This is a genomic window from Pseudofrankia inefficax (assembly GCF_000166135.1).
Lineage (GTDB): Bacteria > Actinomycetota > Actinomycetes > Frankiales > Frankiaceae > Pseudofrankia > Pseudofrankia inefficax.
The window spans coordinates 7594375-7607818 of record NC_014666.1 but is presented as its reverse complement, the minus strand read 5'-3'; the positions used below and the strand labels follow the sequence as shown (position 1 = coordinate 7607818).

The window sequence follows — 13444 nt, the reverse complement described above, 5'->3', positions numbered from 1 at the left end:
TCCTTCACGAGCGCACCAAGCGGAAACCCCGCCCCCGACCTACGGCCTGGCCGTACCTATTTAACGGCCGGTGTAGTTCGGTGCCTCGACTGTCATCTGGATGTCGTGGGGGTGGCTCTCGATCAGCCCGGCCGTGGTGATCCGGACGAGCTGGCCGTGGTCCTGCAGGTGGCGGACGGTCGGGGCACCGGCGTAGCCCATGCCGGCGCGCAGCCCGCCGACGAGCTGGTGGGCGACGGCGGCCAGCGAGCCACGGTAGGGCACCTGGCCCTCGATGCCCTCGGGGACGAGCTTGTCGTCCGAGAGCACGTCGTCCTGGAAGTACCTGTCCTTGGAGTACGACCGCGCCCCGCCCCGGCTGCGCATCGCGCCGAGTGAGCCCATGCCGCGGTAGGCCTTGTACTGCTTGCCGTTGATGAAGATCAGCTCGCCCGGGCTCTCGTCGACGCCGGCCAGCAGGCTGCCGAGCATGACGGTGTCGGCGCCGACGGTGAGCGCCTTGGCGATGTCGCCGGAGTGCTGGAGGCCGCCATCGCCGATCACCGGGACGCCGTGCGGGCGCGCCGCGCGGGCCGCCTCGTAGATGGCGGTGACCTGGGGGACGCCGACCCCGGCGACGACCCGGGTGGTGCAGATCGAGCCGGGGCCCACGCCGACCTTGACCGCGTCGGCGCCCGCCGCGACCAGCGTCGCGGCGCCCGCGGCGGTGGCCACGTTGCCGCCGATGACGTCCAACGGCCGGCCGGCGATGCCCCGCGGCCACTCGGCCTTGATCCGGCGCACCATCTCGGGCACCGCCCGCTGGTGGCCGTGGGCGGTGTCCACGACGAGGAAGTCGACGCCGGCGGAGACCAGGGCCTGGGCCCGCTTGAACGCGTCCTCACCGACGCCGATCGCGGCGCCCACCATGAGTCGGCCGTCGGCGTCCTTGGTGGCCAGCGGGTAGCGCTCCCGCTTGGTGAAGTCCTTGACGGTGATCAGCCCACACAGCCGGCCGCGGCCGTCCACGATCGGCAGCTTCTCGATCTTGTGCTGGCGCAGCAGCCGCAGCGCCTCGTCGCTGCTGACCCCGACCGGGGCGGTGATCAGCGGCATCGGCGTCATCACCTCGCGGACCGGGCGGGCGAAGTCGCGCTCGAACCGGATGTCGCGGTTGGTGACGATGCCCAGCAGCGTGCCGTCCTCGCCGGTGACCGGCACGCCCGAGATCCGGTAGCGGGCCATCATCGCGTTCGCCTCGTCGATGGAGGCGTCCGGGCCGCAGGTGATCGGGGCGCTGATCATGCCGGACTCGGACCGCTTCACCATGTCGACCTGCTGCGCCTGGTCCTCGACGGACAGGTTGCGGTGCAGCACCCCGACGCCGCCCTGGCGGGCCATCGCGATCGCCATCCGGTGCTCGGTCACGGTGTCCATCGCCGAGGAGACCAGCGGGATGGCCAGCCGGATGTTGCGCGACAGCCGGGTCGACGTGTCGACCTCGGCCGGGACGACGTCCGAGGCCGCCGGCAGCAGCAGGACGTCGTCGTAGGTCAGGCCGAGCATCGCGAGCTTCGTCGTCGGAAGCTCCGAGCCGGCGGCCTGGTCGGCGAGGTCGGGGAGTCCGGCCGGGTCGGCGACGCGGTCGCTGGCCGCTGCGGGCCGGGCCGACGTCGAGGCCGCGATCGAGGTCGGGGTGGCGACGGGAGCGTCCATTGCACCTTCCGTTCGGGTTGCGCCGGCCGGCTGCGGGGTTCTGAGAGACCCCGTGCAGACATCATGACCCCTGCCGGGCCCGCCCACGCTCGTCGAGCCGGCAAGCCCACACCGTCATCGCGCGCCGGCCCGCCTGGCCGGTACCGCCCGGGCCGACATCTGCTGGAAACAACAGTGTGCCGGCGACGATGCCGGTCGAAAGGGTCAGCCACCCCACCATGTGGGCGTTGTCACCAACGAGCGAAGGCGCTCAGGCCTCGGAGGCCTCCGAGGCCTCGCAGACGCCGTCCGCGTAGCCGCGGGCGTAGTCCCAGGAGACGTAGCAGCTCGGGTCAGGGGCGAACGCCGGCTCGTGCACCCGGGTCCTGCCCTCGTTGAGCAGATGGCGCAGGTTTCCGGTCAGCAGGTCCCAGTCGAAGTAGTGCGGCTCGGCGCAGCCCTCGCAGTCGACCACCAGCCCGCGGTAGCCGCGCGGTTCCAACAGGGTCCTGAACACGTCCAGATCGCCGAGCTCCGCGAGGACCTCCTCGCGTTCGTGGAGCGAGAGCGGCTCGAGCAGGTCGTCGCCCAGGTCGAGCTGGGCGAGCTCGGACGCCGGGTCCTCCGGATCGTCCGCGAACGGGTCGATGGGCTCGTCGCTCACTCGCTCCACGCTACGCCCAGCGCGGGTCGGCCCACGGAGTGGCCGTGGATCCGGGGATGCCTGAACCTTCGGGTGACTGTCCGGAGATGTCGTCCCGTTTTCCGGCGTCCTGGTCAACGTCCGGTTGTTCCTCCCATCAGGCCGGGAAATCGGCCCGACCAGCGCGAACTCCGGGCGGCGGGCCCGGTTGCCCGGCCTGGCGGCGGGTAGCGCCCAATCATCTGACTCTTCCGCGTCGGTGGGGTGACGGCGCGACCGCGACCGCCTGGACCGCGTCCGCGGGGGTTTCCGGCCCGGCGCGACCGGCTCGGCCGGGTGAATTTTTCAAGATCGAAAAAGGGGTGGGCCGGCCTACGGTGTGCGGGCGACGCAGGTCGCCGCCGCGGCTCGACGGCCGAGGGGCGAACGCTGAGGGCGAACGAGGGGGGCTCAGCCGATGACCGACGTCCGACGTCTGCCTGGACCCGGCGCGGAGAAATGGGAATGGCAGTTGCACGGCGCCTGCCGGGGGGAGAGCACCGAGCTGTTCTTCCATCCGGAGGGGGAGCGTGGCCCGGCCCGGGCGGCGCGCGAGGCGGCCGCGAAGGCCATCTGTGCGCGCTGTTCGGTGATCAAGGAATGTGGTGAGCACGCGTTGTCCGCCCGTGAGCCCTACGGGGTCTGGGGCGGGATGAGCGAGTCCGAGCGGGAGGCGATCCTGACCGGCCGGACCCGTCGCGGCGGCGCGCGCCAGAACAACGTGCCGGTGGGGCACGTCGCGAACCCGGCGCCCGACGCCGCCGACGCCTACCGGCAGGCGCCCGTCGTCGCCTGAGGGGGCCCGGCGGTGCTGGACGCGGGGAGCCGGGGCGACAGATACCCGGGGCGCCGGCGGTGTCGAGAGCCGGGGCGCCGGCGGTGTCGGGAACCGGGGCCGGCGGGTGGCCAGATGCCCGACATCGCGGGGCCGGCGGCCGGCTCACCCGCGATGGGTGCGCGGACGCTGCGCATGGTGAGAGGCTGGTAATGCTCGGTAGTCGTGGTTAGGGTGGCCGGTCGCCGAGGCAACGAACCCGGTCGCCCAGGCGACGAAAGAGCCCGGCCGGTGCTGGTGCACCGGCCGGGCTCTTCTCGTTCCGCGGTACCTGCCTAGAAGCCAGGCCCGTGGCTGTGGCCGTGCCCGTGGCTGTGGCCGTGACCAGCCGCGGCGGGGGCCGCCTCGGCCGGCTTCTCCACGACGAGGGCCTCGGTGGTCAGCAGCAGCGCCGTGATCGACGCGGCGTTCGCGACGGCCGACCGGGTGACCTTGACCGGGTCGATGACCCCGTCGGCGATCAGGTCGCCATAGGTCAGGGTGGCCGCGTTGAAGCCGTGGTTGACCGGCTGCTCGGAGACCTTCGACACGACGACCGGGCCGTCGAGGCCGGCGTTGCGGGCGATCCAGTACAGCGGCGCGGTCAGTGCGGACCGCACCAGCCGAACCCCGGACCGCTCGTCACCGGTCTTGCCCAGGTCGCCGTCCAGCGCGCTGGCGACGTGCACGAGCGCGGAGCCGCCGCCGGCGACCACACCCTCGTCGATCGCCGCCTTGGTGGCGGAGACCGCGTCCTCCAGACGGTGCTTCTTCTCCTTGAGCTCGACCTCGGTGGCCGCGCCGACCCGGATGACCGCGACGCCGCCGGCGAGCTTCGCCAGCCGCTCCTGCAGCTTCTCCTTGTCCCAGTCGGAGTCGGAGGCCTCGATCTCGGCCCGGATCTGCTTGACCCGCGCGGAGACCGACTCGGGGTCGCCTGCGCCGTCGACCAGCGTGGTGGTGTCCTTGTCGACGACGACCCGGCGAATCCGGCCGAGGTCGGCGAGGGTGGCCGCGTCGAGCTTGAGGCCGACCTCCTCGGCGATGACCTGGCCGCCGGTGAGCACGGCGAGGTCCTGCAGCATCGCCTTGCGGCGGTCACCGAAGCCGGGCGCCTTGACCGCGACGACCTGGAAGGTCTTGCGCATCGCGTTGACGACCAGGGTCGACAGGGCCTCGCCGTCGATGTCCTCGGCGACGATCAGCAGCGGCTTGCGCTCCTGCACCACCAGCTCGAGCACCGGCAGCAGGTCGTTGAGAGCGCCGATCTTGCCGGGGTGCAGCAGCACGAAGGCGTCCTCGAGGACGGCCTCCATCCGCTCCTGGTCGGTGACGAAGTACGGGGAGATGTAGCCCTTGTCGAACTGCATCCCCTCGGTCAGCTCGAGCTCCAGACCCATGGTCTGGCTCTCCTCGATGGTGATGACACCATCCTTGCCGATCTTGTCGATCGCCTCGGCGATGAGCTCGCCGACCTGGGTGTCCTGGGCGGAGATCGCGGCGACCTGGGCGATCGTCTCCCGCGAGCTGACCTCGATGGCCGCGTCGAGCAGCGCCTGGGAGACCGCCTCGACGGCCGCCTCGATGCCGTACTTCAGCGACACCGGGGCAGCGCCGGCGGTGACCTCCTTGAGGCCCTGGCGAACCATGGCCTGCGCCAGGACCGTCGCCGTCGTCGTACCGTCGCCGGCGACGTCGTTGGTCTTGGTCGCGACCTCCTTGACGAGCTGGGCGCCAAGGTTCTCGTGCGGGTTGGTCAGCTCGACCTCACGGGCGATGGTCACGCCGTCGTTCGTGATGGTGGGAGCGCCGTAGGACTTGTCGAGGACGACGTTGCGCCCGCGCGGGCCGATGGTCACCTTGACCGCGTCGGCCAGCGTGTTCACCCCGTGCTCGAGCGCGTGGCGCGCGTCCTCGCGAAATGTGAGGATCTTGCTCATATGGTTGCGGTTCCTCCCGCTGCCGGTCCCCGGCAGAACGCCGAAGGGCGTACCCCGGGCGCGATGCCGACATCGTCGGAACCCGCCCGGGATACGCCCAGGCCGAACTACTTCTCGATGATCGCGAGGACGTCGCGGGCCGAGAGGACGAGGTACTCCTCGCCGGCGTACTTGACCTCGGTGCCGCCGTACTTGCTGTACAGCACGACATCGCCGACCTTGACGTCGAGCGGGACGCGCTTGCCGTCCTCGAACCGGCCGGGGCCCACCGCGAGGACCTTGCCCTCCTGCGGCTTCTCCTTGGCGGTGTCCGGGATCACGATGCCCGAGGCGGTCGTGGTCTCAGCGTCCGACGGCTGGACGACGATCCGGTCCTCGAGAGGCTTGATGGCAACCTTGGTGGCGGTCGTCACGATCGACCTCCCCTTCCTACGCTGGATGAGAGAGCGACCCTGGCGGCCTGCCGTCGCGGGTGAACAGGCGCCGTATGTCGCTGGCACTCTCACGTGCCGAGTGCCAACTTAGCATTAGTGTCGCACTCGTCAACCGACCCGGTCGGATCAGTGGCTGTGGGGCGGGCGGGCGCGGAGCGCCCGCCCGCCCCACAGCCGGGTTCGGGCGCTGAGCGCCCTCCCCAACGTGGTTCTCCCGTGGGGTCGAGTGCGGGGGCGGGCGCTTGTCCAGGGTCGGGACCTGGGGTGCGTTTCGTCCGGTTCGGGCGCCAGGGCGCCCTCCCGATTCGTCTGGATTTCGCCGGTTGGGTGACCGGTTGAGCTAGAGGTTCGACGTTGCTGATCGACGGTCGGGGGGCGAGTCGTGACCCGGGTGCCGGGCCGCGGGGTGGCTGCCGGATGGGTCGAGCCAGGTCAGTGGACCGTCGAGGTCGGCGAGGGCTGTGGCGATGCCGTGCGCGACGTCGCCGTTGAAGGGGAGCGAGTGGTGGCCGAGGCCGGGCACCGTGACGTTCAGCCCGACGAGATCGGGATGGTGCAGCGCCGCCGACTCGGGCCGCACGACCGAGTCCAGCCCGCCGCCGATCGCCAGGAACCGGGTGCCGCAGCTGGGCGCCGGCTCGGCTAGTTCCGTCAGCAGCGGCGAGCCCGGCCGCAGCGACGCGACCAGCCGGTACGGGACCACCCGGGGGACCAGGTGGGCCAGCCGGGTGCCGCCGTGCGGGGTGCCCAGGGTGACCAGCGTGTGCACGCGCTCGTCGCCGGCCAGCCGTTGGACGTAGTAGCGGGCGACCAGCCCGCCGAGCGAGTGGGCGACGACGTGGACCTGCTGGTAGCCGGTCCGGCCGCAGATCTCGGTGACGGTGACCGCGAGCATCCGCGCGGCGGTCGGCACGTCGATGGCGTACAGCGGCAGGTTGACCGTCTCGACGTGGCCGAACCCGCGGCGGCGCAGCGTGCGCTGCAGCCGGGCGAAGATCGAGCGGTTGTCGACCAGCCCGTGCACCAGCAGGATCGGCATTCCGGCGGCGGCCGGATGGCCGATCAACAGGCCGCGCTGCAGCGGCGCCAGCCCGGCCAGGCTGTAGCGATCCACGGCCGGCGTGCGGCCCGCCCGGACCCCCGCCGGGTAGAAGGCCACGTGGGTGGCGAGGCTGGCCGCCTCGGTGACCAGCCCCAGCACGGTCGCCGGTGCCGCCCCGACCCGCCGCGTTACTGCCCGGCCGACGCCGAAGGGCACGGTCGCCACGTCCCGGGTGGCCCTCCCGGCGGCGTTGCCCAGGTGCCCTAGCTGGTTGCGCAGTCGGGTAGCGATGACCGGTGATCACTTTCTGGCCAGGGGCGGAGCCGGTGTGCTGGTTGGGGACGTCAGGTTACAGACGTCCAGGTAGCCCCGTCGACCATTTCCGGCCCCTGGCGGAGAGGCGAACGCCCTGGTCAGAGCCATGGAGACGGCCGAGCGTCGCGGCGATGGCCGCGGCGAGCGCCGCCGGCTCACCGGAGCCGAGCACGCCGTCGGCGAAGCCGAGCCGGCGCAGGTCGGTGGGCCGCAGGCCACCGAGGTCGGCCGCCCGCTCGGCCGGGATGCGCAACGTCGTGGCCGCCCCCTCCGGGGCGAGCGCCGTCAGGTAGCTGTCCGGGGCCATCAGCAGGACGTCCACGCAGGCCGCGGCCAGCGCTCCGCCCGAACCGCCCTCGCCGACGACGACGCAGACGGTCGGGCTCGGGCAGGCCAGCACCGCCCCCATCGCCGCACCGATCGCCGCGGCGACGCCGCCGGCCTCGGCCGCCGGGCTCGGGTCGGCACCGGGGGTGTCGACGAAGGTCACCAGCGGGAGCCCGAGCCGGCCGGCCAGGCGAGCGGCTCGCTCCAGCAGGCGGAAGCCGGCCGGCCCGGGGGCCGCGCGCGGCACCGCTGCCAGCGCCACGGCGACCACCCCGGTACCCGTGGCATCGGCGAGCAGGCCCAGCCGGGCCCGCACCGTCGGGTCCCCGCCCGCGAGCTCGACGCCGCGCGGCGCCAGCGCGTCGAGCGCGGCGCCGGCGGCGGTCCGCCCGGGCGCGCGAGCCGCCTGGACCTGCTCCCAGCCGCGCCGCATGGCGATCCCGTCGTCGGGACCGACCTCTGCCGGGCCGGCGGCACCCGAACCGGAGGGCTTCGCCGTCACGGCGGCGAGCGCCGTCGCCAACCAGGCCTCGACCTGGTCCGGCTGGGCGACGACGTCGACGTGCCCGGCCGCGAACGCCGACTCGGCGGTGTGGCTGGAAGCGTCGGGGGCCGTGCCGGTGACCGCCGTGACGACCCGGGGGCCGGCGAACCCGACCGTCGCTCCCGCGACCGCGCAGCGCAGGTCGGCGCGGGACGCGACCGTCACCCACACGCCGCCGGTCGTCGGCTGGTCGACCACGGCCAGGTGTGGCACGCCGGCCTCGGCCAGGCGCATCGCCGCGAGCGCCGCCTGTGGCAGCCCGACCAGGCCGGCGACGCCCTCCTGCAGCCGAGTGCCGCCGCTGCGCAGGAAGGACAACAGTGGCAGGCCCGTCGCGGTCGCGTGCTCGGCCGCCGCGGCGAAGGTGGCCGCGTCGATCTCGCCGAAGCTCCCGCCGTACACGGCGAACTCCCACACCGCGACGACGCAGTGGGTTCCCGCGACCGTCCCGTCGCCCCACCAGACCGCGGGCCGTCCGCTGTAGTCCGGCCAGTCGATCCGGTTGGGCGCCGGCGGCGCCGGTGGCCGCGGACTGACGGCGGCGAGCAGGCGGGCGCGCCAGTCGGCCGGGGCGCGAGGGCGGTCCTGGGCCGGGTCGGGGCGTGCTTGCTCCCCCCGCTCGGCGTGGAGGTCGGCCGACGTCGGATGGCGATCGGTCATGTCCGCATCGTCAGGCCCGGCGGGTGCCCGTGTCGCGGTCCGGCGCGGAATGTCACTCCGCGCTGCGGACCCGCTGGCCAGCGCCCCGTTCTGCTGCCGTCGACCGGTCTCGCGGCGGTCGGGAAACACCATGGGTTTGGACGTGACAACCCGGCGTGTGGGGTGGGGGCATCGCCGTTGGCATACTGTGCAAAGTCACCATCATGCCGGTAGCGGCTGAATGCGCGGCTTGTGACGCAACGCGAAGTCGACAGGGCTCGTCGGCAGCGCGCGGCCAGCGCGAGGGGGGCCATGCTCACACCGCTCACCGACGACGATCCCACCGCCATCGGCCCATACCGGCTGCAGAACCGGATCGGCGAGGGCGGGATGGGCACCGTCTATCTGGCGTTCACCGAGCGACGCGAGCCTGTCGCGGTGAAGGTCGCCTCGGCGGAGCTCGCCGAGGACGTGGAGTTCCGCCGCCGGTTCCAGCGCGAGGTGCGGGCCGCGCAGCGGGTCCGCGGAGGCGCGGTCGCCGCCGTGCTCGACGCCGACACCCAGTCCGAACGGCCCTGGATGGTCACCGAGTACGTCGAGGGCATCAGCCTGGCCGACGCGGTACGCCAGCGCGGGCCGCTGACCGAGCGGCTGGTGCGCGGCCTCGCGGCCGGCCTCGCCGACGCCCTCGTGGCGATCCACGAGGCCGGCGTGGTCCATCGCGACCTGAAGCCGTCGAACATCCTGCTGGCCTGGGACGGCCCCCGGGTGATCGATTTCGGGATCGCCCAGCTGGACGGGAACGCCACGCTCACCCGCACGGGCCACGTCGTCGGCACGCTCGCGTGGATGGCGCCCGAGCAGATGCGCGGTGAGCAGGCCGGGCCGCCGGCCGACATCTTCTCCTGGGGCTGCTGCGTCGCCTACGCGGCGACCGGCCGGCATCCGTTCCACGCCGACCGCGCCGAGGTGCTGGCCTTCCGCATCCAGCGGGAGGGGCCGGACCTCGACCACCTGCCCGACTACCTGCTCGCGACGGTCATCCCGGCACTGGAGAAGGAACCCGGCCTACGACCGTCGGCCGCCGGGCTGCTCGCCAACCTGAGCGGCCACCCGGTGCGCACCATGAGTGAGGCGCATCGGGCGACCGAGACCGTGCTGGAGCGGGACTGGACCGGTCAGCTGCCCGGCCGGCCGGCTCGGCGCCCGGATCCCGACCCGAGGCTCGCCGCCCGCCACGATGGGGCCTTACCGGCGCCGGCCGGGCCGATCTCGAGGCCCGTGCCGGCGACCTGGCGGCCAGATCCGGCCCCCGCTCCGGGGGCCCGGCCGGCGGCCGCGGCACTGGGCCAGCCGCGCCCGGGCGACATCCCACCGGCCGGACGACGTCCCGACGCCCCGCGCCAGACCGGCGCGTATCCGCTCGGCCAGCGGCTGCCCGACGGGTATCCGTCTGGGCCGCCCAGCGTCCAGCCGCCCCGGCAGCCGTGGCCGGGTGGGTACCCCGCCGGCCCGGCGCGGGCCGAGCCTCCCCGGCCCTGGCCGCCGCGGCAGGCGGACGCGCCCGACCAGTACCCCCGTCCCGCCCAGTACCCCCGTCCCGACCAGTACCCCCGTCCCGCCCAGGACCCGGACTGGCGCTCGGCGCGGGCCGGCTCGCTGGGTGTCCCGCCGCCGGCCGACGCGTACCGGCCGGCCCCGCCGCCGCCGGAGTCCTACCGTCCGGATCCTGCTGGTAGCGGGTACCGGCCGGTACCGCCTGTCGCGCCCTACCGGCCGGCGCTGCCCCCGCCGGACTCGTATCGGCCCGCGGTGCCCCCGCCCGATCCGCATCGGCCCATGCCGCCGGCGGGTGGCGGGTACCGGCCGGCGCTGCCGGCGGGTGGCGGGTACCGGCCGGCGCTACCGCCGGCGGGATCGGACGTCTCAGGCCCGGGAACGCCCTACCCGCCGCCGGCGGGTGCGCCCGCCGATCCGAGGCGGCCCCAGCCGGCGGCGGCCGGGCGACCTTCTGGTGACGCGGCGGCCGGGAGAGGTCCCGGTCGTGGTGACGAGCTCGCCGACGGCGGGAGGCCGGCTCCCACCGGCGTTGCGGCGGCCTGGAACGTGCCGGCGGTGCTGTCGGCCGTACTCTCCGTGTGCTGGCTGTTCGGGCTCGGCAGTGTGGCCGGCGTGTATCTCGGCTACCGGGCCCGGCTCGCCGCCCGGTCCGCGGCCCGGCGGGCCGATCGCCTGGCGGCGGTCGGCATCATGCTCGGCTGGCCCGGGATCATCCTTGCGATGATCTTCCTCGGGGTGGCCGCCGGCCGGGGCTGACCGGGTATTCAGTGCCGAAACGTCCCGCGCCGGCCGGCGATTTCGGAGAGTCGCGTGATGTGAGATCGGACATACGCCGACGTCGGTTCTGTTCCGGTTGAGCCAGTTGTCGTTCGCCGCCGGGTAACCCGCCAGGTGAGCTCGATACCACCGACATCCGGGTGCGGCCAGGCATTTTGTACGGTTCTGCCGCGCGTGCATGGGCGGTGCGGCCGTGTCGGTGTGTCAGACGGTTACGTCGATGCCGGCCGCGGGCCGCCCAGACGGCGCGGTGTGGGTCACAATCGGTACCGCTGTGAAGCGGTGGTGCCGTCCGTGGCCTGGACCGCGCAGGCGCGCGTCACGGCGGGTGCGTCGATAGGCTCGCATCCGTTCCGTGCATCCCCTGACCGACCGCACCCCACTGGACGGACCGTGGATCTCTTCGAATACCAGGCGAAGGCCCTCTTCGCCGAACATGGCGTCCCGGTGCCCACCGGCAAGACCGCCGCCACCCCGGAAGAAGCCCGCGCGATCGCCGCGGAGCTAGGCGGCAAGGTCGTCGTCAAGGCCCAGGTGAAGGCCGGTGGCCGCGGCAAGGCCGGCGGCGTGAAGGTCGCCGACGGGCCGGACGACGCCTTCGAGAAGGCCAGCGCCATCCTCGGGATGGACATCAAGGGCCACACCGTGCACTCGGTGCTCGTCGAGCAGGCCAGCAACATCGCGGAGGAGTACTACGCGTCGTTCCTGCTGGACCGCGCGAACCGTACCTTCCTGGCGATGGCGTCCCGCGAAGGTGGCATGGAGATCGAGGAGGTCGCCGCCACCAAGCCCGAGGCGCTCGCCCGTATCCACATCGACCCACTGGCCGGCGTCGACCTGGCGAAGGCCCGTGAGATCGCCGTCGCCGCCAAGCTCCCCGAGGCCGCCCTCGACGGCGCCGCCGAGCTGCTCACCAAGCTCTGGGAGGTGTTCGTCCAGGCGGACGCCACCCTGGTCGAGGTCAACCCGCTGATCCTGACCGGCGAGGGCACGGTCGTCGCCCTCGACGGCAAGGTCTCGCTGGACGAGAACGCCGACTTCCGGCACCCGGAGAACGAGGCGCTCGTCGACAACTCCGCGGTCGACCCGCTGGAGCAGAAGGCGAAGGAAAAGGGCCTCAACTACGTCAAGCTGACCGGTGAGGTCGGCATCATCGGCAACGGCGCCGGCCTGGTCATGTCGACCCTGGACGTCGTCACCTACGCCGGTGAGGAGTTCGGCGGGAAGCGCCCGGCGAACTTCCTCGACATCGGCGGCGGCGCCTCGGCCGAAGTCATGGCGAACGGCCTTTCGATCATTCTTTCCGACCCGTCGGTGAAGAGCGTCTTCGTCAACATCTTCGGCGGTATCACCGCCTGTGACGCGGTCGCCAACGGCATCATCAAGGCGCTCGAGCTGGTGGGCGACATCACCACCCCGCTGGTCGTTCGCCTGGACGGCAACAACGCCGAGGAAGGCCGACGCATCCTCGCCGAGGCCAATCTCCCGGTTGTGAAGCCGGTCGACACCATGGATGGCGCGGCCAAGCTCGCCGCCGAGCTCGCCGCCGCCGCGGCCTGAGTCGAGAAGGAATACAGCTCACTATGGCCATCTGGCTCGACGAGAACAGCCGGATCGTGGTGCAGGGCATCACCGGTTCGGAAGGCAGCAAGCACGCGAAGCGTATGGCGGCATCTGGCGCGAAAATCGTCGCCGGGGTGAACGCCCGTAAGGCCGGCCAGTCCCAGGACGGCGTACCGGTGTTCGCGTCCGTCGCCGAGGCGATGGAGCAGACCGGCGCCGACGTCTCGGTCATCTTCGTCCCGCCGAAGTTCACCAAGGACGCGGCGCTCGAGGCGATCGACGCCGAGATCCCGCTCGCCGTCGTCATCACCGAGGGCGTGCCGGTGCACGACACGACCTCGTTCTTCGCGACGGCGCAGGCGAAGGGCAAGACCCGGATCATCGGGCCGAACTGCCCGGGCATCATCAGCCCCGGCAAGTCGAACGCCGGCATCATCCCGGCCAGCATCACCCCGCCCGGGCGGATCGGCCTGGTCAGCAAGAGCGGCACGCTGACCTACCAGATGATGTACGAGCTGCGCGACTTCGGCTTCTCGACCGGCGTCGGCATCGGTGGCGACCCGGTCATCGGCACGATCCACATCGACGCCCTGGACGCCTTCGAGGCGGACCCGGAGACCGACGCGATCGTGATGATCGGTGAGATCGGTGGTGACGCCGAGGAGCGTGCCGCCGCGCACATCGAGGCGCACATCACCAAGCCGGTCGTCGGCTATGTCGCGGGCTTCACCGCTCCCGAGGGCAAGACGATGGGTCACGCCGGCGCGATCGTCTCCGGTTCGTCCGGTACGGCGCAGGCCAAGAAGGAAGCGCTGGAGAAGGCCGGGGTCCGGGTCGGCAAGACGCCGTCCGAGACCGCGCGTCTGATGGCCGACATCATGCGCTCGCTCTGACCAACGACCCCGGTGTGGCCGTGACCTGGCCACACCGGGGTGACCGTCGGGCCCGGGCGCACAGATAGCCCGTGGCTCGGCCGGGTGGCAGGCTTCGTCAGGTGCGGCGCCTCGGCATCACGGTTCGGCGGGAGGCTGGTCCGCGTCGCCATCAGGGATGGCTGTCATGGTCCTGACCGGCCCCGGCGCGAATCCGGGATAATACGGTAGGACTTTCGCGGCGATGCTTGCTGAACCAGC

10 protein-coding genes are annotated in these 13444 nt (G+C 72.7%); 4 read left to right on the top strand and 6 right to left on the bottom strand.

Annotated features, from left to right (window positions below; all coding sequences use genetic code 11):
- Positions 1-60: 60 nt before the first annotated feature.
- Positions 61-1695: an IMP dehydrogenase gene (gene guaB / locus FRAEUI1C_RS30660; RefSeq protein ID WP_013427271.1), complete on the bottom strand. Its 1635-nt coding sequence runs from the start codon at positions 1693-1695 to the stop codon at positions 61-63.
- A gap of 250 nt (positions 1696-1945) precedes the next feature.
- The gene (locus FRAEUI1C_RS30655) at positions 1946-2347 is read right to left on the bottom strand and encodes a DUF5319 domain-containing protein (protein ID WP_095522678.1); all 402 of its coding nucleotides are present in this window, start codon (positions 2345-2347) and stop codon (positions 1946-1948) included.
- Between the two features lie 427 nt (positions 2348-2774).
- On the opposite strand from FRAEUI1C_RS30655, the gene FRAEUI1C_RS41335 reads away from it, so the two are divergent.
- Positions 2775-3152 carry a WhiB family transcriptional regulator gene (locus tag FRAEUI1C_RS41335; protein WP_013427269.1) on the top strand — a complete coding sequence of 126 codons (378 nt, stop codon included), beginning with the start codon at positions 2775-2777 and terminating at the stop codon, positions 3150-3152.
- Between the two features lie 314 nt (positions 3153-3466).
- Here the strand turns inward: FRAEUI1C_RS41335 and groL are convergent, their stop codons facing one another.
- The 4 genes from groL to FRAEUI1C_RS30630 form a co-directional block, all read right to left on the bottom strand.
- Positions 3467-5110 carry a chaperonin GroEL gene (groL, locus tag FRAEUI1C_RS30645; protein WP_013427268.1) on the bottom strand — a complete coding sequence of 548 codons (1644 nt, stop codon included), beginning with the start codon at positions 5108-5110 and terminating at the stop codon, positions 3467-3469.
- 107 nt (positions 5111-5217) lie between these two features.
- The gene (gene groES / locus FRAEUI1C_RS30640; protein WP_013427267.1) at positions 5218-5523 is read right to left on the bottom strand and encodes a co-chaperone GroES; all 306 of its coding nucleotides are present in this window, start codon (positions 5521-5523) and stop codon (positions 5218-5220) included.
- A gap of 361 nt (positions 5524-5884) precedes the next feature.
- A complete protein-coding gene (locus FRAEUI1C_RS30635; RefSeq protein WP_013427266.1) occupies positions 5885-6811 on the bottom strand; it encodes an esterase/lipase family protein in 927 nt (308 codons plus the stop codon).
- A 124-nt stretch (positions 6812-6935) separates the two neighbouring features.
- On the bottom strand, positions 6936-8432 hold the full coding sequence (locus FRAEUI1C_RS30630; RefSeq protein ID WP_013427265.1) for a carboxyl transferase domain-containing protein: 1497 nt from the start codon (positions 8430-8432) through the stop codon (positions 6936-6938).
- 291 nt (positions 8433-8723) lie between these two features.
- Between FRAEUI1C_RS30630 and FRAEUI1C_RS30625 the strand changes: the two genes are divergently transcribed.
- The 3 genes from FRAEUI1C_RS30625 to sucD all read left to right on the top strand — a co-directional run bounded on the left by FRAEUI1C_RS30625 (position 8724) and on the right by sucD (position 13204).
- Positions 8724-10727, top strand: coding sequence for a serine/threonine-protein kinase (locus FRAEUI1C_RS30625; protein ID WP_013427264.1), 2004 nt, complete (start codon positions 8724-8726; stop codon positions 10725-10727).
- Between the two features lie 414 nt (positions 10728-11141).
- Entirely contained in the window at positions 11142-12308 is a 1167-nt protein-coding gene (gene sucC / locus FRAEUI1C_RS30620) for an ADP-forming succinate--CoA ligase subunit beta (RefSeq protein ID WP_013427263.1), read from the top strand.
- A 23-nt stretch (positions 12309-12331) separates the two neighbouring features.
- Positions 12332-13204: a succinate--CoA ligase subunit alpha gene (sucD, locus tag FRAEUI1C_RS30615; RefSeq protein WP_013427262.1), complete on the top strand. Its 873-nt coding sequence runs from the start codon at positions 12332-12334 to the stop codon at positions 13202-13204.
- Positions 13205-13444: the final 240 nt, after the last annotated feature.